General features: G+C 74.1%; 26 protein-coding genes and 1 tRNA gene. 11 read left to right on the top strand and 16 right to left on the bottom strand.

What is annotated here, in order from left to right; all coding sequences use genetic code 11:
• Positions 1 to 51: 51 nt before the first annotated feature.
• Together glmU and RDV89_RS14925 are read right to left on the bottom strand one after the other, a co-directional pair.
• Complete coding sequence (gene glmU, locus RDV89_RS14930) at positions 52 to 1,515, bottom strand: bifunctional UDP-N-acetylglucosamine diphosphorylase/glucosamine-1-phosphate N-acetyltransferase GlmU (RefSeq protein WP_315734083.1); 1,464 nt, start codon at positions 1,513 to 1,515, stop codon at positions 52 to 54.
• Positions 1,516 to 1,569: 54 nt separating this feature from the next.
• A tRNA-Gln gene (locus RDV89_RS14925) sits at positions 1,570 to 1,644 on the bottom strand.
• 79 nt (positions 1,645 to 1,723) lie between these two features.
• Here RDV89_RS14925 and RDV89_RS14920 point away from each other — a divergent pair.
• Complete coding sequence (locus RDV89_RS14920; RefSeq protein ID WP_315734081.1) at positions 1,724 to 2,908, top strand: ATP-dependent DNA ligase; 1,185 nt, start codon at positions 1,724 to 1,726, stop codon at positions 2,906 to 2,908.
• Entirely contained in the window at positions 2,905 to 3,441 is a 537-nt protein-coding gene (locus RDV89_RS14915; RefSeq protein WP_315734079.1) for a hypothetical protein, read from the top strand. Before RDV89_RS14920 ends, RDV89_RS14915 begins: the two co-directional genes overlap by 4 nt.
• A 27-nt stretch (positions 3,442 to 3,468) precedes the next feature.
• Here RDV89_RS14915 and RDV89_RS14910 read toward each other — a convergent pair whose 3' ends face one another.
• Positions 3,469 to 4,542, bottom strand: coding sequence for a DNA polymerase domain-containing protein (locus RDV89_RS14910; RefSeq protein WP_315734078.1), 1,074 nt, complete (start codon positions 4,540 to 4,542; stop codon positions 3,469 to 3,471).
• A 35-nt stretch (positions 4,543 to 4,577) separates the two neighbouring features.
• Between RDV89_RS14910 and RDV89_RS14905 the strand changes: the two genes are divergently transcribed.
• Complete coding sequence (locus RDV89_RS14905; RefSeq protein WP_315734076.1) at positions 4,578 to 5,441, top strand: adenylate/guanylate cyclase domain-containing protein; 864 nt, start codon at positions 4,578 to 4,580, stop codon at positions 5,439 to 5,441.
• A 52-nt stretch (positions 5,442 to 5,493) separates the two neighbouring features.
• Entirely contained in the window at positions 5,494 to 5,895 is a 402-nt protein-coding gene (msrB, locus tag RDV89_RS14900) for a peptide-methionine (R)-S-oxide reductase MsrB (RefSeq protein WP_315734074.1), read from the top strand.
• On the opposite strand, the gene RDV89_RS14895 is transcribed toward msrB, so the two are convergent.
• From RDV89_RS14895 to hemG, 5 genes are all read right to left on the bottom strand, one after another.
• Positions 5,870 to 6,310, bottom strand: a complete 441-nt coding sequence (locus RDV89_RS14895; RefSeq protein WP_315734072.1) for a rhodanese-like domain-containing protein — start codon at positions 6,308 to 6,310, stop codon at positions 5,870 to 5,872. The genes msrB and RDV89_RS14895 overlap by 26 nt on opposite strands.
• Positions 6,307 to 6,786 (bottom strand): cysteine dioxygenase, encoded by a 480-nt coding sequence (locus RDV89_RS14890; protein WP_315734070.1) that lies wholly within the window; start codon positions 6,784 to 6,786, stop codon positions 6,307 to 6,309. The genes RDV89_RS14895 and RDV89_RS14890 overlap by 4 nt, the downstream gene beginning before the upstream one ends.
• Before the next feature lie 183 nt (positions 6,787 to 6,969).
• A complete protein-coding gene (locus tag RDV89_RS14885) occupies positions 6,970 to 7,146 on the bottom strand; it encodes a hypothetical protein (protein WP_315734068.1) in 177 nt (58 codons plus the stop codon).
• Positions 7,147 to 7,279: 133 nt separating this feature from the next.
• A complete protein-coding gene (gene hemQ, locus RDV89_RS14880) occupies positions 7,280 to 8,056 on the bottom strand; it encodes a hydrogen peroxide-dependent heme synthase (RefSeq protein ID WP_315734066.1) in 777 nt (258 codons plus the stop codon).
• The gene (gene hemG / locus RDV89_RS14875; protein ID WP_315734064.1) at positions 8,040 to 9,449 is read right to left on the bottom strand and encodes a protoporphyrinogen oxidase; all 1,410 of its coding nucleotides are present in this window, start codon (positions 9,447 to 9,449) and stop codon (positions 8,040 to 8,042) included. Before hemG ends, hemQ begins: the two co-directional genes overlap by 17 nt.
• 86 nt (positions 9,450 to 9,535) lie before the next feature.
• On the opposite strand from hemG, the gene RDV89_RS14870 reads away from it, so the two are divergent.
• Positions 9,536 to 10,633, top strand: coding sequence for a DUF4349 domain-containing protein (locus RDV89_RS14870; RefSeq protein ID WP_315734062.1), 1,098 nt, complete (start codon positions 9,536 to 9,538; stop codon positions 10,631 to 10,633).
• Between the two features lie 3 nt (positions 10,634 to 10,636).
• On the opposite strand, the gene RDV89_RS14865 is transcribed toward RDV89_RS14870, so the two are convergent.
• On the bottom strand, positions 10,637 to 11,332 hold the full coding sequence (locus RDV89_RS14865) for a TetR/AcrR family transcriptional regulator (RefSeq protein ID WP_315734061.1): 696 nt from the start codon (positions 11,330 to 11,332) through the stop codon (positions 10,637 to 10,639).
• Positions 11,333 to 11,405: 73 nt separating this feature from the next.
• Between RDV89_RS14865 and RDV89_RS14860 the strand changes: the two genes are divergently transcribed.
• The 3 genes from RDV89_RS14860 to RDV89_RS14850 are packed head-to-tail and all read left to right on the top strand — an operon-like array spanning position 11,406 to position 15,041.
• Entirely contained in the window at positions 11,406 to 12,275 is an 870-nt protein-coding gene (locus tag RDV89_RS14860) for a 3-hydroxybutyryl-CoA dehydrogenase (RefSeq protein WP_315734059.1), read from the top strand.
• A gap of 8 nt (positions 12,276 to 12,283) precedes the next feature.
• A complete protein-coding gene (locus tag RDV89_RS14855; RefSeq protein WP_315734260.1) occupies positions 12,284 to 13,450 on the top strand; it encodes an acyl-CoA dehydrogenase family protein in 1,167 nt (388 codons plus the stop codon).
• A 28-nt stretch (positions 13,451 to 13,478) separates the two neighbouring features.
• Complete coding sequence (locus tag RDV89_RS14850; RefSeq protein ID WP_315734057.1) at positions 13,479 to 15,041, top strand: fatty acyl-CoA synthetase; 1,563 nt, start codon at positions 13,479 to 13,481, stop codon at positions 15,039 to 15,041.
• On the opposite strand, the gene RDV89_RS14845 is transcribed toward RDV89_RS14850, so the two are convergent.
• On the bottom strand, positions 15,038 to 15,337 hold the full coding sequence (locus RDV89_RS14845; RefSeq protein WP_315734055.1) for a hypothetical protein: 300 nt from the start codon (positions 15,335 to 15,337) through the stop codon (positions 15,038 to 15,040). The genes RDV89_RS14850 and RDV89_RS14845 overlap by 4 nt on opposite strands.
• A complete protein-coding gene (mca, locus tag RDV89_RS14840; protein ID WP_315734053.1) occupies positions 15,334 to 16,212 on the bottom strand; it encodes a mycothiol conjugate amidase Mca in 879 nt (292 codons plus the stop codon). Before mca ends, RDV89_RS14845 begins: the two co-directional genes overlap by 4 nt.
• A gap of 41 nt (positions 16,213 to 16,253) precedes the next feature.
• On the opposite strand from mca, the gene RDV89_RS14835 reads away from it, so the two are divergent.
• Positions 16,254 to 16,679, top strand: a complete 426-nt coding sequence (locus RDV89_RS14835; protein WP_315734051.1) for a DUF4307 domain-containing protein — start codon at positions 16,254 to 16,256, stop codon at positions 16,677 to 16,679.
• Between the two features lie 154 nt (positions 16,680 to 16,833).
• Complete coding sequence (gene greA, locus RDV89_RS14830; RefSeq protein ID WP_315734049.1) at positions 16,834 to 17,337, top strand: transcription elongation factor GreA; 504 nt, start codon at positions 16,834 to 16,836, stop codon at positions 17,335 to 17,337.
• 10 nt (positions 17,338 to 17,347) lie between these two features.
• Here greA and ilvA read toward each other — a convergent pair whose 3' ends face one another.
• The 3 genes from ilvA to RDV89_RS14815 are packed head-to-tail and all read right to left on the bottom strand — an operon-like array spanning position 17,348 to position 21,271.
• Complete coding sequence (gene ilvA / locus RDV89_RS14825; RefSeq protein ID WP_315734047.1) at positions 17,348 to 18,553, bottom strand: threonine ammonia-lyase; 1,206 nt, start codon at positions 18,551 to 18,553, stop codon at positions 17,348 to 17,350.
• The gene (locus RDV89_RS14820) at positions 18,550 to 20,079 is read right to left on the bottom strand and encodes an AI-2E family transporter (RefSeq protein WP_315734045.1); all 1,530 of its coding nucleotides are present in this window, start codon (positions 20,077 to 20,079) and stop codon (positions 18,550 to 18,552) included. The genes ilvA and RDV89_RS14820 overlap by 4 nt, the downstream gene beginning before the upstream one ends.
• A 19-nt stretch (positions 20,080 to 20,098) precedes the next feature.
• Positions 20,099 to 21,271, bottom strand: a complete 1,173-nt coding sequence (locus RDV89_RS14815) for a cystathionine gamma-synthase (protein ID WP_315734043.1) — start codon at positions 21,269 to 21,271, stop codon at positions 20,099 to 20,101.
• A gap of 87 nt (positions 21,272 to 21,358) precedes the next feature.
• On the opposite strand from RDV89_RS14815, the gene msrA reads away from it, so the two are divergent.
• The gene (gene msrA, locus RDV89_RS14810) at positions 21,359 to 22,000 is read left to right on the top strand and encodes a peptide-methionine (S)-S-oxide reductase MsrA (RefSeq protein ID WP_315734041.1); all 642 of its coding nucleotides are present in this window, start codon (positions 21,359 to 21,361) and stop codon (positions 21,998 to 22,000) included.
• Positions 22,001 to 22,016: 16 nt separating this feature from the next.
• Here the strand turns inward: msrA and RDV89_RS14805 are convergent, their stop codons facing one another.
• Positions 22,017 to 22,628, bottom strand: coding sequence for a phosphatidylserine decarboxylase (locus RDV89_RS14805; protein WP_315734039.1), 612 nt, complete (start codon positions 22,626 to 22,628; stop codon positions 22,017 to 22,019).
• A gap of 5 nt (positions 22,629 to 22,633) precedes the next feature.
• Entirely contained in the window at positions 22,634 to 23,503 is an 870-nt protein-coding gene (locus tag RDV89_RS14800) for a CDP-alcohol phosphatidyltransferase family protein (RefSeq protein WP_315734037.1), read from the bottom strand.
• Positions 23,504 to 23,595 lie beyond the last annotated feature (92 nt).

Genomic DNA, 23,595 nt, shown 5'->3' with positions numbered 1-23,595 from the left:
CCTCGCGGTCGGGCCCCGCAGATTCTCGCCTACGCCCGGGCCCGGGCCAACTCAGGGTCGCTGCGGTGGACGCCCCGGGGTCTCCCCCGCGTCCCCGGCGCCCGCCTCGGCCGCTGCGCGCGCCTGCGCGGTGCCCGGGCGGCGACGCTCGGCCCACCCCTCGATGGTGCGCTGCGGGCCGGCGGAGACGGCCAGCGCGCCCGGCGGGACGTCCTCGCGCACCACCGTGCCGGCACCCGTCCCGGCGCCGTCGCCGATGCTCACCGGCGCGACGAACGTGTTGTTCGACCCCGTCCGGGCCGCGCGTCCCACGACGGTGCGGTGCTTCGCGACCCCGTCGTAGTTGGCGAAGATCGTGCCCGCCCCGATGTTGGTGCCCTCGCCGATCTCGGCGTCGCCCACGTAGGACAGGTGCGGCACCTTGGCGCCGGCGCCCAGCACCGCGTTCTTGGTCTCCACGAAGGTGCCGACCTTGCCGTCGGCACCGATCCGGGTGCCCGGGCGCAGGTACGCGAACGGCCCCACGACCGCCCGCTCCCCCACCACGGCGAGCTGGCCGTGCGTACGCACCACGCGCGCACCGGCGCCGACCTCGCAGTCCTCCAGCGTGGTGTCCGGGCCGACGACCGCGTCCTCGGCGACCACGGTGGCGCCCAGCAGCTGCGTGTTGGGCAGGATCGTGACGTCGGGCGCGAGCACGACGTCGTCCTCGATCCAGGTGGTGTCGGGGTCCATGATCGTGACGCCGACCTCGGTCATCCAGTGGTGCAGGATCCGACGGTTCATCTCCTTGCCGAGCGCCGCCAGCTGCGCGCGGTCGTTGGCGCCCTCGGTCTGGCGCACGTCCTCGAGGCAGTACGCCCCCACCGTCAGGCCCGCGTCGCGCGCGAGGCCCACGGCGTCGGTCAGGTAGTACTCGCCCTTGGCGTTGTCGTTGCCGATCCGGCCCAGGGCGTCGGTGAGGAACCCGCCGTCGAAGGCCAGGATCCCGGAGTTGATCTCGGTGATCTCGCGCTGGGCCGCGTCGGCGTCCTTCTGCTCGACGATGGCCAGCACGTCGCCGTCGGCGTCGCGCACGATCCGGCCGTACCCGAAGGGCTCCGCGACCTCGCCGGACAGGATGCTGACGGCCCGCTCGGCCGCGTCGTGGTCGGCGACGAACGAGGCCAGGCTGTCGCCGCGCAGCAGGGGCGTGTCCGCGGTGAGCACGACCACGGTGCCGCTGACGCTCCCGCCGAGGGCCTCGACGGCCACCCGCACCGCGTGACCGGTGCCCTCCTGCGTCTCCTGCACCGCCAGCACGGCGTCGGGCACGAGCTCGCGCACGTGGGCGCCGACCTCCTCGCGCTGGTGGCCGACGACGGTGACGACCCGACGCGGGGCGACCGCCTGCGACGCCGCCAGGACGTGGCCGACCATGCTCCGTCCGCCCACCCGGTGCAGGACCTTCATGGTCTTGGACTTCATGCGGGTGCCGCCGCCGGCTGCCAGGACGATGACGGTGAGGTCGCTCATGGCGCCCCACCCTAGTGCGGGTCGGCCGCTCGGCCGACACCCGCGGACGACGGGCTCCCCGGGTTGGAATCGAACCAACGAAAAACGGATTCAAAGTCCGCCCGCCCGTGCCAGCAGAGCAACCGGGGACCGCGCGCGGACGCCGCCGTGCGCGGTCCCAGGGTAAGTGACGCTCCCGTAGGACGACGGACCTGGATAGGGTCGCGTCGTGGACCTGCCCGTGCTGCCACCCGTCCGGCCGATGCTCGCCAAGTCGGTCGCCGGCGTCCCCGACCCCGCCCGCCACCCGGGCGGGCTCTCGTTCGAGCCCAAGTGGGACGGGTTCCGCTGCCTGCTGTTCAAGGACGGCGACGAGGTGGAGCTGACCTCGCGCAACACCAAGCCGCTCACCCGCTACTTCCCCGAGGTGGTCGAGGCGGCGCGGCGCGAGCTGCCGGCGCGCTGCGTCCTCGACGGCGAGCTGTACGTCGCGACCGTCACGGAGGCAGGGACCCCCCGGCTGGGCTTCGAGCTGCTCCAGGAGCGGATCCACCCGGCCGCCTCCCGGGTCACGATGCTCTCCGGGACGACCCCGGCCGGGTTCGTGGCCTTCGACCTGCTCGCGCTGGACGACCGGGCGTACGTCGACCGGCCCTTCGCCGAGCGCCGCGCCGCGCTGGAGCAGGCCCTGGCCCACCTCGCCGGCAAGGCCGGCAGCAAGGGTGACGGCGCGGGCGCCGGGCTGACCGGCTGCCACCTCGTGCGCACGACCACCGACGCTGCCGAGGCGCAGCGCTGGTTCGAGCAGTTCGAGGGCGCCGGCCTGGACGGCGTGATCGCCAAGCCGCTCGCCGCGCCGTACACCGAGAACGGCCGCACCATGTTCAAGATCAAGCACGCCCGCACCGCCGACGTCGTGCTCGCCGGCCTGCGCGAGCACAAGACCTCCACGCCCGAGCGCCCGCTGCTGGGCTCGCTGCTGCTGGGGCTGCACGACGCCGACGGCACGCTGCAGCACGTCGGGGTGGCGGCCTCGTTCCCCGAGAAGCGGCGCGCCGAGCTCATGGAGGAGCTGGCCCCGCTCGTGTGCGACGTCGCCGAGCACCCGTGGGGCGCCTGGCAGGAGTGGGCCGTCGCCAACCCGGACCGCGTGCCCGGCACGCAGTCGCGCTGGAGCGCCGGCAAGGACCTGTCGTTCACCCCGCTGCGCCCCGAGCGGGTGCTGGAGGTCGGCTACGACCACATGGAGGGCCGCCGCTTCCGGCACACCGCCCAGTTCAAGCGCTGGCGGCCCGACCGCGAGCCCGCGTCCTGCGGCTACGACCAGCTCGACGAGCCCGTGGGCTACGACCTCACCACCGTGCTGACCCCGGTCGGCACCCGCACCGGATCCGACCCCGAGGAGTCCCGATGACCTACCACGTGGTGCTGCTCGTGGAGCAGCCCCTCTCCGAGCTGGACGCCCGCCAGGTGACGTCCCTGCACGTCGAGCTCGGCGAGGACGTCGTCTACGACGTGCTCCTGCCCGTCGACGACGCGGCCGAGCGGGTGGCGACCGCGGTCGGCACGCTGGGGTCGGGCGACATGCTCGGCACCCCCGCGACCGCGATGAGCGGCATCGACTTCGCCGAGCTGCACGAGCAGAGCGAGTCCGAGGCCCAGCAGGGCCTGGCCGAGACCCTGCGCCTGCTGCGCGCCGACGGCGCCGCCGCCCAGGGCGCCGTCGTCGACGACGACCCGATCGAGGCGCTGCGGGCCACGGTCGGCACGGTCGAGGCGAACGAGGTGATCGTGCTGACCACCTCGCACGCCGTGGCCGAGTTCTTCGGTGTGGACTGGACCTCCCGGGCGCGCCGCCACCTCGACGTCCCGGTGCTGCACCTGCTCGAGCACGAGACGTTCGACGAGCAGGCCGACGGCCACGGCGAGGGCGTCACCGGGCTCTGAGCCGACCTTCCGGGCCGTCCGCCGGGCTCACGCCTCGGCGTCGGTCCAGTTCGCCTCGTTCTTGCGGCTCGGCTGCACGCGCGGCGGCTCGCCGGGCATCTTGGGGTGGTCGGGAGGGAACGGCATCTCGACGGCGCCCTGCTCCTCGAACATCGCGAGCAGCGGCTCGATCGAGTGGGCGACGTCGTCGATGCCCTCCCAGGGGTCGCCGTCCGCGAGCCGCTCCGGCACGGTGAGCAGGTTGAGGGTGCGCGGGTCCGACAGGGCCGCCAGCTCCTCCCAGGTCAGCGGCGTCGAGACGGGCGCGCCGGGCTGCGGACGCAGGGAGTACGCCGAGGCGATGGTGCGGTCACGGCAGTTCTGGTTGAAGTCCACGAAGATCCGCTCGCCGCGCTCCTCCTTCCACCACGCCGTCGTGACCTGCTCGTCGCGACGCTCGAGCTCGCGGGCGAAGCCGATCGCGGCGTGGCGGACGTCCCCGAACTCCCACCGGGGCTCGATGCGCACGTACACGTGCACCCCGCGGTTGCCGGAGGTCTTGCACCAGCCGGTGATCCCGTGCTCGGCCAGAAGCTCGCGGGCCACGGCGGCCACGCGCGCGGCGTCGGTGAAGGTGGTGCCCGGCTGCGGGTCGAGGTCGATGCGCAGCTCGTCGGGCCGGTCGACGTCGTCGCGGCGCACGGGCCACGGGTGGAAGGTGATGGTGCCCATCTGCGCGCACCACACGGCCACGGCCGCTTCGGTGAGGCAGATCTCCCGGGCGGTGCGTCCCGAGGGGAAGGTGATCTCCACCGACTCGAGGTAGTCGGGCGCGCCGGTGGGCACCCGCTTCTGGTAGAAGGCGTCGGCCTTCTCCCCCGGGCGGCCCGTCGCCAGCGTGATCCCCGGCAGCACGCCCTTCGGCCACCGCTCGAGCGCGACCGGCCGGTCGCGCATGGCGCGGAGCAGGCCGTCGCCGACGTCGGCGACGTACTGCGCCACCTGCAGCTTGGTCAGCTCGGGGGTGGTGTCCGTCGCCGGGTAGACGACCCGGTCGGGGCTGGAGACACGCACGGCGCGCTCGCCCACCACCACCTCGGCCGCCGGGGTCTTGCTCGCCATGGGCCCAACGTAGCCGGGTCTGGCACGATGCGCGCGTGTCCGACCCGACCGCGCAGACGCTGCTGGTGGTGGGCCTCGTGCTGCTCGTCGTCGCCCTCGTCGCCGTGGCCGTGCTGGCGGTGCTGTGGTCGCGCGCGCGGCGCGCCGCGCAGGCCCTGGCCGTCGAGGTGGCCGGTCTGCGCGAGGAGCTGCAGCGGCCCCGCGGGCGCGGCGGTCAGCTGGTCGCGGCCCTGCCGGCGCCGCGCGAGGCGGTCCGCGCCGTGTGGGAGACCGTCGAGCGGGTCCGCGACCAGGGTGTGGGCGGCGCCCTGCGCTCGTCGGTGGAGGAGCTCGCCGGCTGGGCCCAGGTGGAACGGCCCGACCTCGTCCGGCTCGCCGCGCGCGACGGCCGCGTGGCCATCCTCTTCTCCGACATCGAGGGCTCGACCCCGCTCAACGAGAGCCTCGGCGACCGCGCGTGGGTGCGTCTCCTGGCGCGGCACGACCGCGTGGTGCGACGCGCGGTCGAGGCCCGCGGCGGTCAGGTCGTGAAGACCCAGGGCGACGGCTTCATGGTCGCGTTCGGTCCCGCCGACGACGCCGTTGCCGCGGCGTGCGCGGTGCAGCAGGCGCTCGAGGGTCGTGGCCGGCGCCGCGCCGAGACCCGGGTCCGGGTGCGGATCGGCATCCACCGGGGCTCCGTGCTGCACCGCGAGAACGACCTGTTCGGCCGCAACGTGGCGTACGCGGCCCGGGTGGCCGGCCTCGCCCGGGGCGGCGAGGTGCTGGTCAGTGACGCGGTGGCCACCGATCTCGTCGACCCCGCGCTGCGGGCCCGGCTGACCGAGCCGCGCGAGGCCGCGCTCAAGGGCCTCGAGGGCACCCACCTGCTGCACCGCGTGCGTACCTCCGACCCCTGAGCCGCGCCGGCTCGCACCGCGGCGCTGGTGCGCCGGCAGTACCGTGGGACCCATGGCTTACGAGGTGGAGAAGTCGGACGCCGAGTGGCGTTCGCAGCTGTCGGCGGACGAGTACGCGGTGCTGCGCCAGGCCGGCACGGAGCGGGCGTTCACGGGCACCTACACCGACACGGAGACCGTCGGGGTCTACCGCTGCAAGGCGTGCTCGACGACGTTGTTCGAGTCGGACACGAAGTTCCACTCCGGCTGCGGCTGGCCGTCGTTCTACCAGCCCGTGACGGACACGGTCGAGTACATCGAGGACAACTCCCACGGGATGCGCCGCGTCGAGGTCCGCTGCGCCACCTGCGGCTCGCACCTCGGTCACGTGTTCCCCGACGGCTACGGCACGCCCACCGGCGACCGCTACTGCATCAACTCGATCGCGCTCACGCTCGAGCCGCGGGAGGGCTGACCGGCATCCCCTGGCGTCGCCAGGCCGCGAACCCGCCGACGACGTCGGTGGCCGCGTGCAGCCCGAGCCGCTGCAGCGACTCAGCCGCCAACGACGACGTCGTCCCCTCGGCGTCGACCACCACGACCGGCAGGTCGTAGAAGGCGATCGGCAGCCGGGCGGCGCTGCGCGGGTCGAGCAGCCACTCCAGGTCGATCCGCTCGACGGCCAGCGGTCCCAGCCGCGGGTCGATGTCGCCCTGGGCGGCGCGCTGCGACTCCGGCCGCACGTCGACCAGCACGGCCGTCGACCACAGCGCGGCCTGGTAGGCCGCCCGCGGGCTGAGGCGCTGGAGGCGGGCGCGGGCCTCGGCGAGCATGTCGTCGACGCCGTCGAACCAGATCTCCTCGTAGCGAGGCAGGGCGAGCGTGCTCACAGCTGGACTCCCGCCTGCTCGACCCCGGTGACCTGGAGGCGGCCGCCGGAGGGGACGTAGCGCGTCATCGACACCAGCTTCGGGGCGTACGCGTGCACCGACAGCGCCGGCGCGTCGGACTCGTTGCGGACGTCGTGGACGTGACCGCCGGCGTACGCCCGCGCCTCGCCGCGACCGACGCGCCAGGCGGCCGGGTCGCCGAGCTCCCAGGTGTACTCGGTCAGCGAGCCGAGGAGCAGGGTGTACGCGCCGCGCGAGGCGCCGTGGTCGTGCCAGCCGGTGCGGTGGCCGGGCGGCCAGGTCAGCAGCCAGACCTGCAGGTCGGGGCTCGAGGTCAGCTCGAGCGACTGGCGCTCGGGGTGGTGGACGTCGACGAGCTGGTCGAGGCCGGGCTCCGCGGCGAGCTCGCGGAGCGTCTGGAGCAGCGGGAGGACGGCGAGGCCGTCACGGACGTGGGGGGCGGAAGGGGTGTGCACGGGTTCTCCTGAGGTGGAGGCCGACCGGCGCGGGGATCCCGGGCACCAGCCGGGAGCGCGACCGAGGTCGGCGGACGTGTGGGGTCGTCGAGGGCGTCGCGTTCAGCGACAGCGACAACAACGACACGTCTGGGGCACGGACCAATTCCTACCAGTCCGCTCGACCTGGTGGCTCCACCGTGTTCACATCGTGGGACCGACGGGCCGCAGCGCCGAGACCACCGCGACGTGACCGGGCCCGTGCTCGGCGTCGACCCGGTCCTGGAGCGTCCCGTCGTCGAAGACCACGTGCACCACGCCCTGACCGTCGACCGCTCCGGATCCGACGTGGCCGGGGAGCCGACCGACCTCACGCACCACCGCGGTCGCCCTCGCCTCGTCCCAGGGCTCGGCCGCGGGCGCCGGCAGGGCGAGGGCGCGGGGGCGGGGGCGGGGTGTCGCGTCGGGGTCATGGTGCTCCGACGGGGCGCCCGGCCGAACGGCTCCTCCGGGCTCAGGGCAGGCGGTCGAGGAGCTCGCGCACGGGGGTCAGCGCGCCGGTGTAGAACGGCACCTCCTCGCGCACGTGGCGCCGCGCGCCCGAGGCGCGCAGCTCGCGCATGAGGTCCACGATGCGCCCGAGGTCGTCGGCCTCGAAGGCGAGGATCCACTCGTAGTCGCCGAGCGCGAACGAGCTGACGGTGTTGGCGCGCACGTCCGGGTAGGGCCGCGCCATCTTGCCGTGCTCGACCAGCAGGGCGCGGCGCTCCTCGTCGGGCAGCAGGTACCACTCGTACGAGCGCACGAACGGGTAGACGCACACGTGCTGGCGCACCGTCTCGTCCGCGAGGAACGCGGGCACGTGGCTGCGGTTGAACTCCGCGGGACGGTGCAGCGCCAGCTGCGACCAGACGGGCTCGAGGCGGGCGCCGAAAGCGGTGCGGCGGAAGCGGTTGTACGCCGCCTGCAGCTTCTCGGAGGTCTCGGCGTGCCACCAGACCATCACGTCCGCGTCGGCGCGCAGGCCGGAGACGTCGTAGACACCGCGCACCACGACGTCGTCGCCGGCCAGGTCGGCGAACAGCTTCTCGACCTCCTTGGCCTCGCGGCGCCGCTTGGCGTCGGGGCCCAGCACCGTCGCGAGCCGGAAGACCGACCACATGGTGTAGCGGGCCGTCTCGTTGATCTCGCGCAGCTTCGCCGCGTTGGTCTTGAGGTGGGCCTGCGGGTCGTTGCCCTGCTCGGTGCCCTGGTCGGCGGGGGACGTCGTCGTCTCAACCTCGGCGCTCATGGGCCCCATTGTCCAGCACCGGGGCCACGCTCTCGACGGCCGTGTACGAGGAACCGATCACAGCCGGCACGCCCACGCCGTCGTAGGCCGCGCCCGCGACCGCCAGGCCGGGCACCCGGGCCAGGCCGCTGCGGATCCGCCGGACCCGGTCGAGGTGGCCGAGTCCGTACTGCGGCAGCCCGTCGGGCCAGCGCTGGACGTGCACGCCGCGCGGCTCGGCGCGCAGCCCGACGGCCGCGGCCAGGTCGTGGCGCGAGTCCGCGACCAGGCTCGCGTCGTCCCGCTCGAGGGCGCCGTCGCCGGCCCGGCCCAGCGAGGTCCGCAGCAGCGCGACCGGCCCCACGGGGGCGGCGGCGCCGGCGGCCCCGACCCAGTCCCACTTGGCGTAGGAGAACGTCGACGCCTTGATCCGCCGCTCCTCGACGGGGGGCACGAGGAACCCGGAGCCCTCCAGGCCCGCGGCGCCGACGTCGTCGGCGTCGAAGGCGAAGGTCACCACCGCGACCGACGCGGTGACCACCGCGGCCAGCTCGCGGGCCACCGTGGGCGCGACGGCCTCGAGCAGGCGGCCCGCGGCCGCCGGCGGCAGCGCGACCACCACGGCGTCGGCGGGCTCCGTCCCCGCGTCGGTGCCCACGACGAAGCCGCCGCCCGCGTCGTGGTGCAGCGTCCGCGCCGCGGTCCCGGTCACCACGCGTACGCCCCGGGCGACGAGGTCCGCCTGCAGCGCCGCCGGCAGGAGCGCCATGCCGCCCTCGAGGCCCGCGAACACGGGCCGGTCGTAGGTGGTGGGGATGGCGGCGGCCTGCTCCAGCAGCGATCCGCGGGCGGCGAACGCCAGCAGCTGCGGCACGGCCGCCCGGGCGGACAGCAGCCGCGCGTGCCCGGCGTACACCCCGCCCAGCAGCGGCTCGACGAGGAGGTCCGTGACCGCGGGCCCGAGCCGACGGTCGACGAGGTCGCCGACGGTGATGTCCTCCCCCGTCTCGACCGCCTCAGCGCCCAGCGTCGCCTCGGCGCGCACGCGCGCCAGCTCGTCGGGCGTGAGGATGCCGGCGGCCTCGAGCTGCTCGAGGTCGAGGGGTACGCCCATCAGGCTGCGCGGCAGGGGGCGCAGGGCTCCGCGGGTCCAGATCCGCGACGACGCCAGCGCCGGGTGGACCACGTCGAGACCGACGGCCCGGGCGAGGTCGACGCCTTCGGGCCGCCGCGCCAGCATCGCCTCGGCCCCCACGTCGACGGTGACCCCGGCGACCTCGGCGTGTCGCAGCTTGCCGCCGACCCGGTCGTCGGCCTCCAGGAGCACGACCTCGGTGCCGTCCTCGCGAGCGGCGAGACGGTGCGCCGCCGCCAGTCCTGCGATCCCGCCGCCGACCACGACCACCCGTGCCATGGCCCCAGCGTGCCACGGCGCGCCCCGCGGGCGACCGGCGGGCGCGGCCGACGGAACCGGATCGCGGGAGCGGCCGTCCCACCCCCATGAACGCCTCCTCGCTCCCGTCGCCGCGGGCCGCCGCCCGCGCACCCCGCCCGCCCCGCCGCGCCCGCCGCGCCCGCCGCGCCGCCCTCGTCCCGGTCCTCGCCGCCGCCGTCCTGCTCGGGGCGTGCTCCGCGGGTGACGACTCGCGCTCCACGTCCGACGACGCGGGCGGCTCCTCGCAGGCCGACCGCGGCGCCGGCACCGAGAGCGGGGCCGCACCTCCGCAGGAGGCGCCCGCCGCGCCGAGCCAGGGCCCGGGCGACGACGCGGCGGACGGCGCCGACTCCGGCGCCGACTCCGGTGCGGACGGGACCGAGCGGGCGCCGGGCGCCGACGCGCCGCGCGAGCCGGCCATCATCGCCACGGGCACCGTCGACCTCGAGGCCGACGACGTCGCCGAGGCCCGCCGCGACGTGCAGCGCGTCGCCGACGAGGCGGGCGGTCAGGTCGTCGGTGAGGAGACCACCACCGACGCCGACGGCGAGGCGGACGGCAGCCGTCTCGAGCTGCGCGTGCCCAGCGCCGTCTTCGACGAGACCATGACCGCGCTCGAGGGGGTGGCCGAGGTCGTCTCGGCGTCGCGCTCCCTCGACGACGTGACCACGCAGGTCGTCGACACCGAGGCGCGTGTGCGGGCCCAGCAGGCGAGCCTGACCCGCATCGAGGCCCTGCTCGGGGAGGCCGAGGACCTGGCCGAGATCGTGTCCATCGAGGCGGAGCTCACCCGGCGCCAGTCGGAGCTGGACGGACTGAGCGCCCAGCTGGCCTACCTGCAGGACGCGACGGCGTACTCCACCCTCACCGTCTACCTCGAGCGCACCGACGACGACACCGAGGAGCAGACGACGGACGACGACGGGTTCCTCGCCGGGCTGACCGACGGCTGGGACGCGCTCGCGTCCTTCGGCGGCGGCGTGGCCGTGGTGGCCGGCGTGCTGCTCCCCTGGGTCGGCCTCGCCCTGCTGCTGGCGCTGCCCGTGGCCGCGCTGGTGCGACGCCGTCGCCGCGGCCGCGTGACGGGTGACGCGACGTCGGCCGCGACCGCAACGACACCGGAGGCCGGCGCGGTCGGGACCGGCCTGCCGCCCCGACCCTGAGGCTCAGGCGCGGGCGCGCAGGGCCCGCTCGACCGCGGCGCCCACCTGGGCGGGGTCGGCACCGGCGCCGTCGAGCACGACCACGGTGGCGCCGTCGGCGCCGCCCCGGACCTCGAACAGCTCGCGCACCTGGGCCATCGCCCGGTTGAACGTCGCCCACGGGTCGGCGACCTCGCCGCGCAGCCACTGGCGCAGGACGGTGTTGTGGGCGGTCGTCACGCAGGCCGCCATCAGCTTGGCCTGCAGGTCGTCCGGCATCCAGGTGCGGATGTGGTCCCAGAACGCGTGCTGGTACTGCCGCAGGCCGGCGACCTCGCGGTCGCGCAGGCTCGGGACCGTGCGGGTCAGGTGGTAGCGGCGCACCGCCAGGTCGCCCTCATCGACGTAGTGGCGCAGCACCAGGCTGGTGGCCTCGAACACGGCGACCAGGCCGTTGGCCTCGGTCGCCGGCGAGGTGGCGAGGCGGGTACGCACCTGCTCGAGCAGCTCGTCGTGGTGCGGGAAGATGACGTCCTCCTTCGACCGGAAGGCCCGGAAGAAGGTGGTGCGCCCGACGCCGGCGCGCTCGGCGATCTCGTCGACGGTCGTGCCGTCGTAGCCCTTCTCGTCGAACAGGTCCAGGGCCGCGCGCTGCAGACGCGTGCGCACGGAGCCCGCGGCGCGCGACGCGGGCGAGGTGGAGGACCGGGGGTCCGGCATGGGCGACATCCTAGGAGAACGAGAACGCAGTACCCGCGATACGGTACTGGATACCAACTCGTGAGGAGGCACCATGAACGACCACACCCACCCGCAGGTCCGGAGGGTCGGCGTCGTCGGCTGCGGTCTGATGGGCGCCGGCATCGCCGAGGTCGCGGCACGCTCGTCCTACGACGTCGTCGTGGTCGAGTCGAGCCCGGAGCGCGCGGACGCCGGCCGCAGCCGCATCACCGCGTCCCTGCAGCGCGCCGAGGCCAAGGGCAAGATCGACAGCGCCGCGGACGTGCTCGACCGGATCCGGGTGACCTCCGACCTCGAGGACCTCGCCGACCGCGACCTGGTCGTCGAGGCGATCGTGGAGGACGAGGAGACCAAGACCGCCCTGTTCCGCGACCTCGACCGCATCGTCACCTCCCCCGACGCGATCCTCGCCTCCAACACGTCCTCGATCCCGATCATGAAGCTCGCGGTGGTCACGAGCCGCCCGACGCACGTGCTCGGCATCCACTTCTTCAACCCCGTGCCCGTCCTCAAGCTGGTCGAGCTCGTCCCCAGCCTCCTCACCGACGACGAGACCACCCAGCGCTCGCGGGAGTTCGCCACCAGCCTCGGCAAGGACCCGATCCTGTGCCAGGACCGCGCCGGTTTCGTGGTCAACGCGCTGCTGATCCCCTTCGTGCTCTCGGCGATCCGCATGTTCGAGTCCGGCTTCGCGACCGCGGAGGACATCGACCGTGGCCTGGTCCTCGGCGCCGCGCACCCCCAGGGTCCGCTCGCGCTCGCCGACCTCATCGGCCTCGACACGACGAAGGCCGTGGCCGAGTCGCTCTACGAGGAGTTCAAGGAGCAGCTGTACGCACCGCCGCCGCTGCTCGCCCGGATGGTCGAGGCGGGCCTGCTGGGCCGCAAGACCGGACGCGGCTTCTACACCTACGACAAGTGAGCGCCGCGATGTCCGGGACCGGCGACTTCGACCTGTTCCGCACCAGCGAGGACCACGACGACCTGCGTGCCGCCGTGCGCGACGTCGTCGAGGCCAAGGTCGCGCCGTACGCGGCCGAGGTCGACGCCGACGCCCGTTTCCCCCGCGAGGCCCACGAGGCGCTGGTCGCCGCCGACTTCCACGCCCCCCACGTGCCGGAGGCCTACGACGGGGTCGGCGCCGACGCGCTCGCCACCTGCATCGTGATCGAGGAGGTCGCCCGCGCCTGCGTCTCGTCCTCGCTGATCCCCGCGGTGAACAAGCTGGGCTCGATGCCGCTGCTGCTGGCGGGCTCCGAGGAGCTCAAGCAGCGCTACCTGCCGCCGCTGGCGCGCGGCGAGGCCCTGTTCTCCTACGGCCTGTCCGAGCGCGACGCGGGCTCCGACACCGCCTCGATGCGCACCCGTGCGACGGCGGACGGCGACACGTACGTGCTGAACGGCCAGAAGTCGTGGATCACCAACGCGGGCGAGTCCGAGCTCTACACCGTGCTCGCGGTGACGGACCCCGACGCCCCGCGCGGCAAGGGCATCAGCGCGTTCGTCGTCGAGCGCTCCGACGAGGGCTTCACCTTCGGCGAGCCGGAGAAGAAGCTCGGCATCAAGGGCTCCCCGACGCGGGAGCTGCTGTTCGAGGACGTGCGCATCCCGGCCGACCGGATGATCGGCGAGCCCGGCACGGGCCTGCAGCTCGCGCTGCGCACCCTCGACCACACCCGGGTCACCATCGGCGCCCAGGCGGTCGGCGTCGCGCAGGGCGCCCTCGACTTCGCCGTCGGCTACGTCAAGGAGCGACGCCAGTTCGGCAAGCACGTCGCCGACTTCCAGGGCATCCAGTTCATGCTCGCGGACATGGCCATGCAGCTGGAGGCCGCGCGCCAGATGGTCTACGTCGCCGCCGCGAAGTCGGAGCGCGACGACCCCGACCTGTCGTTCTTCGGCGCCGCCGCGAAGTGCTTCGCCTCCGACGTGGCGATGAAGGTGACGACCGACGCGGTGCAGCTGCTCGGCGGCTACGGCTACACGAGCGACTTCCCCGTCGAGCGGATGATGCGCGACGCGAAGATCACCCAGATCTACGAGGGCACCAACCAGGTCCAGCGGCTCGTGATGGCCCGGCAGCTGCTCAAGGGTTGACCTGGGGGCGCGGCGGCATGATGGCGGCGTGACGACGACCACAGCCGCCGCCCGAGCCCACACCGTCGACGGGGTGCTGCGCCGCAGCGCCGCGCGTACGCCCGACCGCACCGCGCTGGTGTTCGGTGCCGACGATCCCCGCACCTGGACCTACGCCCAGCTCGACCGGGCCGTCACCCACGCGGCCCGCGGGCTGCGCGAGCGCGGCCTCGACCGCGGCGACCGGGTGGCGGCGTACGGCACCAACTCCGACGCGTACCTCGTCGGCTACCTGGCCTGCGCCCGCGCCGGCCTGGTGCACGTGCCGGTGAACTACGCGCTCAAGGGCGAGGAGCTGGCGTACCTGCTCGGGCAGTCCGGGGCGCGGGCCGTGCTCGTCGACCCCGCCCTGCGAGCGGACCTCGACGCGGTGCTCGAAGACCTTTCGGTCGACCTCGTGCTCGCGCTGCGCGACGCCGACGACACCCTCCTGGCGCTGGCCACCGACCCCGGCGCCGACGCCGACGCGCCGGTGCTGCCCGCCGGCGAGGCGCCGGTCGCCGAGGACGAGCTGGTCCAGCTGCTCTACACCTCCGGCACGACCTCGCGGCCCAAGGGCGCGATGATGACGCACCGCGCGCTGCTGGCCGAGTACGTCTCCGCGATCACCGCTCTCGACCTCGGCCCCGACGACGACCCGCTGCACCCGATGCCGCTCTACCACTCGGCGCAGATGCACGTCTTCCTGCTGCCCTCCCTGGCCGTCGGCGCGACGAACCACCTCGTGGAGACGCCGGACGTGCCGACGCTGCTGCGCCTCGTCGAGGAGCGCGGTCTCGGCTCGCTCTTCCTCGCGCCCACCGTCTGGGTGCCGCTGGCGGGGCACCCCGACCTCGCCACGCGCGACCTGTCGTCGCTGCGCAAGGCGTTCTACGGCGCCTCGATCATGCCCGTGCCGGTCCTCGAGCGCCTGCAGCGGCAGCTGCCCGGCCTCGGGTTCTACAACTGCTTCGGCCAGTCCGAGATCGGCCCGCTGGCCACCGTGCTGCGACCCGAGGAGCACGCCGAGCGTCCGGACTCGTGCGGCCGGGCCGTGCTCAACGTCGAGCTGGCGGTCCTCGACGGCGACGGCGCGCCCGTGCCCGCCGGCGAGCAGGGCGAGGTCGTCTACCGCTCGCCGCAGCTGTGCGAGGGCTACTGGGACGACCCGACGTCGACGGCCGAGGCCTTCCGCGACGGGTGGTTCCACTCCGGTGACCTCGTCACCGTGGACGCGGCCGGCTACCTCACGGTCGTCGACCGGATCAAGGACGTGATCAACACCGGGGGCGTGCTGGTCGCCTCCCGCGAGGTGGAGGACGCGCTCTACACGCACCCCGACGTCGCGGAGGTCGCGGTCGTCGGGACGCCGGACGAGCGCTGGATCGAGGCGGTGACGGCGTACGTCGTGCTGCGCGACGGCGCCGCGGTCACGCCCGAGGCGCTCGTCGCCCACGCCCGGGAGCGGTTGTCGGGGTTCAAGACCCCGAAGCAGGTCCACCTCGTCGGCACACTGCCGCGCAACGCGTCGGGCAAGCTGCTCAAGCGCGTCCTGCGCGACGGACCGGCCTAGACGTCGCGGACGCCGGGCGTGCCGCGGTCACCGCGGTCGCCACCCTCGTCGAGGTCGTCGAGGTCGGGCCCGTGGTCCTGCTCGGCGTCCTGGTCGCGGCGCACGTTGCGCACGTGCCGCGTCATGCTCCACAGGAGCAGGCCGGTGGCCACGATCAGCCCGAGGAAGACGGCGAACCCGGTCCACCCCGCCTTGACGTCCTCCGGCTCGGGGCCCTCCTCGCGGTCGGCGGCGAGGACGAGCAGCGGCTGGAGCGCGTCGAGCAGGTGGTTCAGGTCGGACAGGGCGGTGGTCACCGGTCCATGATGACACCGGCGAACAGGTCGCTCTCGGGCACCTCGGTCGGGACGTGGGAGACGACCAGCTCGTAGTCCTCGGTGGGCCAGGCGTCCTGGGAGACCTCGAGCGGCACGGCGAACCACGCGCCGTCCGGGTCGATCTGCGTCGCGTGCGCCAGCAGGGCCTGGTCGCGCACGCCGAAGTACTCCGCGCACTCCACGCGGGTGGTGATCCGCGCGTCCCACTCGGGCTCGGGCTTCCAGGAGGCGAGCCGCTCCGCGTAGGGCGAGTCGAGGCCGCGCTTGACCATCTCGCTGTGCAGCGCCTCGGTGCGCGGACGGTTGAACGTGTGGTGGTAGTACAGCTTGTCCACCTGCCACGCCTCCCCCGCCTCCGGGAAGCGCTCCGGGTCGCCCGCGGCCTCGAACGCCGCGACGGAGACCTCGTGGCAGCGGATGTGGTCGGGGTGCGGGTAGCCGCCGCGCTCGTCGTAGGTCGTCATCACGTGCGGCTTGATCTCGCGCACGAGCCGCACCAGCCGCTCCACCGCGTCGTCGAGCGGCACGAGGCCGAAGCAGCCCTCGGGCAGCGGCGGCTTCGGGTCGCCCTCGGGCCAGCCCGAGTCGACGAAGCCGAGCCAGTGCTGGGTGATCCCGAGGATCTCCCGGGCGGCGTCCATCTCGGCGCGCCGGATCGAGCTGATGTCCGCCCACACCTCGGGACGGTCCATGCGCGGGTTGAGCACCGACCCGCGCTCGCCACCGGTGCAGGTGACGACGTGGACGTCGACGCCCTGGGCGACGTAGCGGGCGGTCGACGCGGCCCCCTTGCTCGACTCGTCGTCGGGGTGGGCGTGCACGTGCAGGAGACGCAGTCCGGCGAGGTCGGGCATGCGCCTCATCCTAGGTGGCGGACGGATGACACCATGGCCGGGTGACCCGTGGCCGCACCGCACCCGATCTCGCCGACCGCTACGGCCTCGCGCGCCCGGGTCGACGTCGCGCCGTGGTTGTGGCCTCCGCGGTCGTCGCGGTGCTGGCCGGCGGCTGGCTCGTCTGGACCGCGTGGTTCCACGGATCGCCCCAGGCGACCTCGCAGCTCGTCAGCTGGGAGGTCCTGGACGCCGAGCAGGTCGAGGTCAGCTTCGACGTCTCCCTCGACGAGGGCGTCGTCGCGCAGTGCCGGGTGGAGGCCCTCAACCGCAACAAGGCCGCGGTCGGGTCCGCGGTCGTGGTGGTGCCGACCGACGCCGGTGACGCCGACGGCGGGCGGATCACGACCACCTTCCGCACCACCTCCGAGGCCACGGCCGTCGACCTGGTCGGCTGCACGACCCCGGACCAGCGCCGCCCCCGCTGAGCCCCTGGCGTCCTGAGGCCCACGGGCTACACTGGCCGTTCTGTCCCTGCCCCGTCGTGATCGGACGCCAACGTCCGGACCCGGCGGGGCTTCGCACTACGACGATCGGCCGGGTGGGCCCAACGCCGCCCGGCCTTGCTGCTAGGAGAGGTACATGACGCAGTCCAGCGACACCGATGTCATCTGGCTGACGGCGGACGCCCACGAGAAGCTGGTGGCCGAGCTGGAGCACCTGAAGGGGCCCGCCCGCCAGGAGGTCGTGGACCGCATCGCCGCCGCCCGCGACGAGGGCGACCTCAAGGAGAACGGCGGCTACCACGCCGCCCGCGAGGAGCAGGGCAAGCTCGAGGGCCGCATCCGCCAGCTCGAGGACATGCTGCAGAAGGCTCAGGTCGGCGAGACGCCCGCGGACGACGGCATCGTCGAGCCCGGCATGCTCGTGACCTACAAGTTCGTCGGTGACGACGACGACGAGGCGGAGAAGTTCCTCCTCGGCGCGCGGGAGATCGAGCCGGAGAACCTCACCGTCTACTCCCCGCAGTCGCCGCTGGGCTCGGCCATCATCGGCTCGAAGCGCGGCGACACCGTCAGCTACGAGGCCCCCAACGGCAAGACGCTCGAGGTGCAGATCCTCGACGCCGTGCCGTACACCGGCTGACGGCTCCGCCTCAGCCCAGCTCCACCCGACGGCCCTGCTCGCGCAACCTGGCGAGCAGGGCCTCGGCGTGCGTGGGCCCACGCGTCTCGAGCTGGATGCGCACCAGCACCTCGTCGACGTGCAGCGACGGGGAGGTGCGCTCGTGGGCCACGTCCAGGACGTTGGCCCCCGCCGCGGCCAGCTCGGCGAGCAGCTCGGCGAGCCCGCCGGGCGAGTCCGTGACGGTCACGCGCAGGAACAGGTAGCGACCGGCGGCGGCCATGCCGTGCCGGATCATCCGACCCATCAGGAGCGGGTCGATGTTGCCGCCCGAGAGCACGGCGACGGCCGGGGTGCTCACCGCGCCCGGGTGCTCCAGCAGCGCGGCGACACCGGCCGCACCCGCCGGCTCGACGACCATCTTGGCCCGCTCGAGCAGGCCGACGAGCGCGCGCGAGATCGACTCCTCCGAGACGGTGAGCACCTCGTCGACGTGCTCGGTCACGGCCGCGAACGGCACCGCGCCCGGGCAGCCGACGGCGATCCCGTCCGCCATCGTGGTCATGGTCTCGAGCGCCCGGGGGCTGCCCGCCCGCAGTGACGCCGGGAAGGCGGCGGCGCCCTCGGCCTGCACCCCGACGACCCGCACGTCGGGTCGCTCCGCCTTGATCGCGATGCCGATGCCCGCGACGAGCCCGCCCCCGCCCGTGGGGACCAGCACCGTGGCGGCCCCGGGCAGCTGCTCCAGGATCTCCAGCCCGCAGGTGCCCTGACCGGCCACGACGTCGGGGTGGTCGAACGGGTGGATCAGCACGGCGCCGGTGCGCTCCGCGTACTCCCGCGCCGCGACCAGCGCGTCGTCGACGTAGCGCCCGGCGAACACGACCTCCGCGCCGTAGCCGCGGGTCGCCTTCTCCTTCGGGATCGGCGCTCCCTCGGGCATGAACACGCAGGCGCGGATCCCCAGCAGCTGGGCGGCCAGCGCGACGCCCTGCGCGTGGTTGCCGGCCGAGGCGGCCACCACGCCGGCCTCGCGCTCGGCGGCGGAGAGGCGCGCCATCCGCGCGTACGCCCCGCGGATCTTGAACGACCCGGTCCGCTGCAGGTTCTCGGCCTTCAGCCAGACCGGGCCGCCGACGAGGCCGGCGAGCCAGCGCGACTCCTCCAGCGGGGTGCGCGTCACGACGCCGGAGAGCATCGCGTACGCCTCCCGCACGTCGGCCAGCTGCACGCTCACGCCGGGGCACCACCCGTCGCCGGACCGGAGGCCGGGCCCGGGCGCTCCGGGGAGGGGCGTCGCGGCGTCTCCTCGAGCGCCTCGAAGTCGCCGAACGACCCGGGGTCGTCCTCGAACTCGTCGTAGTCGGCAGGCGGGTCGGCGTCGCCGCGGGCCCGGGCCTCCTCGCGCTCGCGCGCCTCGTCGGCGAGGTGCAGGACCACCGCATTGACCGCGGCGGCCAGCGGCACCGCGATCAGGGCGCCGGCGACGCCGGCCACGAGCACGCCGATGCCGATCGCGACGATCACGCCGAGCGGGTGCACCGAGACGAAACGGCCCATCAGGAAGGGCTGCAGGATGTGGCCCTCGATCTGCTGCACGAGGATGACACCGCCGAGCATCAGCAGCGCCGTCAGCGGGCCCTGCGCCACCAGGGCGACGAGCACCGCCGCGGAGCCGGCGATGGTCGCGCCGATCATCGGCACGAACGCGCCGATGAAGACGAGCACGCCGATCGCGGCGACCAGGGGCACGTCGAGGATCTTGGCCACGATCATGATGCCGATGGCGTCGGCCAGCGCCACGATCACGGTCGCGCGCATGAACTGCGTCAGCGAGACCCAGGCGACGCGCCCCGACGAGTCGAGCCGCTCGCGCGCGGCGCGGGGCGCGAGGCGCACGCACCACGACCAGATCCGGGGACCGTCGGCGAGGAAGAAGAAGGACGCGAACAGCACGATGAAGAAACCCGCGACGATGTGGGTCAGCGTCGTGCCGACCTCGGTCACCTGGCGCACCACGTCGCCGCTCTGGCCCTGGTCGGTGATGAACTGCTGGGCCTGCTTGATGTAGCCGTCGATCTGGCTGTCGCTGGCGTTGAGCGGCCCGTCCTTGAGCCACACGCGCACCTCGCCGAGACCGACGACGACCTTGTCGGCGAGGTCGGAGACGCCGTCGGCGATCTGCTGGCTGACGAAGGTGATCAGCAGCGCGACGAAGCCGAGACCGCCGAGCACGACCACCGCCGCCGAGAGCGCCGGGGGCACGCGCGCCTTGCGGCCCCACCGCACGACGGGGCTGCCCAGCGAGGCGACGAGCAGGGCGATCAGCAGCGGCAGCGTGACGACGCGGACGTGCCAGAAGGCCCACAGCAGCACGGCGCCGGCGGCGGCGATGACGAGGAAGCGCCACGCCCAGGCGGCCGCGAGGTCGACGCCCCACGGCACCTGGGCGCGGGCGAAGTTCGACCGGCCGGCCTGCAGCGGCAGGGGCGCGCTGCCGCCCACCATCCGGCGCTCGGCCCGCACGAGGGCCCACTGTGCGGCGACCTGCTCGCGGATGCGCTCGCCGAGACGGTCCTCGTCGTCGCCGCGGTCGGAGCGCTCGTCACGCTCCTCGCGGCGACGGGCCATCCGCTGCGCCAGGCGCCGGCGCCGCTCGCGGTTCTCCTCGCCCGCGTCCGGGTCCGGTCCTACCGTCGACCCGACGTCCGACCCCGCCCCTGCGCCCTGATCTGGCTGCTCCCCCACCGACTCCCCGTCCACCTGCTCACCGTACCGACGATCAGGTCGCCGACCGGGCAAGCGCGGCGTCGAGGTCGGCGACGAGGTCGGCACCGGTCTCGATGCCCACGCTGAGGCGCACCAGGTCGCCGGGGACCTCGAGGTCCGTGCCGACGACCGACGCGTGCGTCATCCGGCCCGGGTGCTCGATGAGGGACTCGACGCCGCCGAGGGACTCGCCGAGCGTGAAGAGCTCGGTGGCGGCGCACACGTCGAGCGCGGCCTGCTCGCCGGCCGCGAGGCGGAACGAGACGATGCCGCCGAAGCGCTTCATCTGCCGCGCCGCCACGGCGTGGCCGGGGTGGCTCTCGAGGCCGGGGTAGATCACCTCGGCGACGGCCGGGTGCGCGGCCAGGTGCGCGGCGACGAGCTCGGCGTTGTCGCAGTGGCGCTCCATGCGCAGCGCGAGGGTCTTGAGCCCGCGCAGCACGAGCCAGGAGTCGAAGGGCCCGGCGACCCCGCCGATGGAGTTCTGGAAGAACGCGAGCTGCTCGGCGACCTCGAGGTCGCGCACGACCAGCGCCCCGCCGACGACGTCGGAGTGCCCGCCGGCGTACTTCGTCGTCGAGTGCACGACGACGTCCGCGCCCAGGGTCAGCGGCTGCTGCAGGTAGGACGAGGCGAACGTGTTGTCGACGACGAGCAGCGCGCCGGCCTCGTGGGCCACGCCGGCCAGCGCCTCGATGTCGCCGATCGACAGGAGCGGGTTGGTGGGCGTCTCCACCCAGACCAGCTTCGTGCGGCCGGGGCGGACGGCGGCCCGCACGGCGTCGACGTCGGCGACCGGCGCCGGCGTGTGCTCGAGGCCCCACGGCCGCGCGACCTTGTCGACCAGGCGGTAGGTGCCGCCGTACGCGTCGTCCGGGATCACCATGTGGTCGCCCGGCCGGGCCAGGGCGCGGATCAGGGTGTCCTCGGCGGCGAGACCGGAGGCGAACGCGAAGGCGCGCTCCCCCTCCTCCAGCGCTGCGAGGTTGCCCTCGAGCGCGGTGCGCGTCGGGTTGCCCGAGCGGCTGTACTCGTAGCCGTTGCGCATCCCGCCGACGCCGTCCTGCTTGTACGTCGAGGTGGCGTAGATGGGCGGGATCACCGCACCGGTCGTCGGGTCGGGCTCGTAGCCCGCGTGGATGGCGCGGGTCTCGAAGCCGTGCTTGCCGTGCTGCTCGCTGGTCACGACGTCGAGCCTACGCGTCGGAAGAGGAGCGCCGCTTCCGGTGTTGGGCACGATGGACACCGACGTCGAGACCGCAGGAGGACCACCGTGTTCGGACCCAGCACCAAGACCACCCTGCCCAGCGCGGAGCAGGCGCTGAAGGGCCGCTCGGAGCCGTGGTTCACCCTCGGCGAGCACGTCGTGCTCGGCACGCCGGTCGTCACCGACGACGTCCCCGACGGGCTCGAGGTCGCGATCTTCGGCCTCGGGTGCTTCTGGGGCGCCGAGGAGATCTACTGGGCCAAGGACGGCGTCTGGTCGACCTCCGTGGGTTACGCGGGCGGGCACACCCCCCACCCGTCCTACGAGGAGGTCTGCAGCGGCCGCACGGGCCACACCGAGGCCGTGCGCATCGTCTTCGACCCGCAGCGGATCGCGTACGCCGACCTGGTCAAGGCCTTCTTCGAGGTCCACGACCCGACCCAGGGCATGCGCCAGGGCAACGACGTCGGGACGCAGTACCGCTCCGCGATCTACACCACGACGCCCGAGCAGGAGACGACGGCGCGCGAGCTGACGGAGGTGTACGCGGCCGAGCTGCGGCGCCAGCGCCTCGGCGACGTGACGACCGAGATCAAGCCGGCGCCCGCGTACTACTACGCCGAGCCCGCCCACCAGCAGTACCTGGCGAAGAACCCCTTCGGCTATCGCTGCCACGCCAACACGGGCGTGCGGTTCCCGCAGGTCTGACGCCGACGCCGCGGGCTCAGGCCGTGGCGCTGCCGGCGACGGTGGCGATCACGGTCTCGCCCGCGCGGACGCGCACGCCCTCGGCCACCGCGGGCTCGACGCCCTCGGGCAGCAGCAGGTCGACCCGCGAGCCGAACCGGATGAGGCTGACCCGCTCGCCGCGCACCACGCTGGCGCCCGGCCCGACGTAGGGCATGATGCGCCGCGCCGCGGCGCCGGAGAACTCCACCATCTCCAGCTCGCCGTGCGGCGTCGCGAGCGTCCACTCGAGACGCTCGTTGACGTGGGCGTCGTCGGCGAAGGCCAGCTTGTGCTCCCCCTCGACGTGGCGCTGGGTGAGCACCCGCGCGGCGACCGGCACCCGCGTCACGTGGACGTTGTAGAGCGCGAGGTAGGTGGAGACGAACCACCGGCCGTCGCGCAGCTCGACCTTGCGCACGAGACCGTCCGCCGGGGCCAGGAAGCCGTCACCGGCAGGACGCCGCTCGGGGTCGCGGAAGAACGCCGTGACCGCGCCGGCCAGGCCGAGCGCACCGACCCGCAGCACCGGACGCCGACGCAGCAGGAACGGCGGCAGCCAGGCGAGCGCGATCCACCAGGGCGTACCTCGAGCAGGTCTCAGAGCCATGCGGCTCAGTCTCGCAGCAGGGCCTCGGTGTCCCGCACGCCACCCCGCGCGCGCAGGCGCGGCCGACGCGGCCGCTCCGTGTCCGCGTCCGGTCCGTCGCCACCGGGCTCGTCGTCGCCTCGGCCGCGCGAGCGGGCCGCGAGCACGGGCAGCACGACGAGCACCAGCACCCAGATCGCCCCGACGAGCAGCGGCGGGTCGACCACGTCGAGCGCCCCGCAGACCACCAGCGCCCACGCGCCGACCGCGAGCGGCAGCATCTCCCGACCCTGGTGCGGGAACCGCAGGCACGACACCATCAGGTAGCCGACCACGGCGAGCAGGGCGCCGAGCAGCACCGGGTCCGAGGTCGTGTAGGCCGCCGAGACGACCAGCATCGCCCCGAGCGGCGAGGGCAGGCCGACGAAGTCGGTGTCGCCGCAGCGGACGGCGGAGAAGTCGGCCAGGCGCAGGAGGGCGGCGGCGAGGTAGACCAGGAAGCCGGCGACCACCACCGCGTACGCCCACCACTCCGTCGTCGTCTCCTGCCCGCCGACGGTCAGGCCGTCGACGACCGGGGGCTGCTGGGTGTCGATGGCCAGGGTGGCCAGCAGCATGGCGGGCACGAGGCCGAAGGTCAGGCCGTCGGTGAGCGAGTCGAGCTGCGAGCCCAGGGACGAGCCGCCGAAGACGCGGGCGGTGGCGCCGTCGAGGCTGTCGAAGACGGTGCCGAGCACCAGCAGCAGCGAGACGAGCTGCAGCGTCGACAGGCCCCACAGGGCGTCGGAGCTGGCCCCGACCTGGACGAGCACGAACACCGCCAGGGCGCCGCAGACGGCGTTGCCGAGCGTGAAGGCGTCAGGGACGCGAGGTCGCGAGATGCCCCACAGTCTCATCGTGTGACTCCTGGTCCGGTGCCGAGAACGACCCCACGGTAGGCGCTGGGAGGACGGTTCGTCCCATCCCGGCGACGATCGTCTCGACCACG

The sequence above is a fragment of the Nocardioides imazamoxiresistens genome, from assembly GCF_032378595.1.
Taxonomy (GTDB): domain Bacteria; phylum Actinomycetota; class Actinomycetes; order Propionibacteriales; family Nocardioidaceae; genus Nocardioides; species Nocardioides imazamoxiresistens.
The sequence above is the reverse complement of the archived record's forward strand: the minus strand, read 5'-3'. Positions and strand labels throughout refer to the sequence as shown.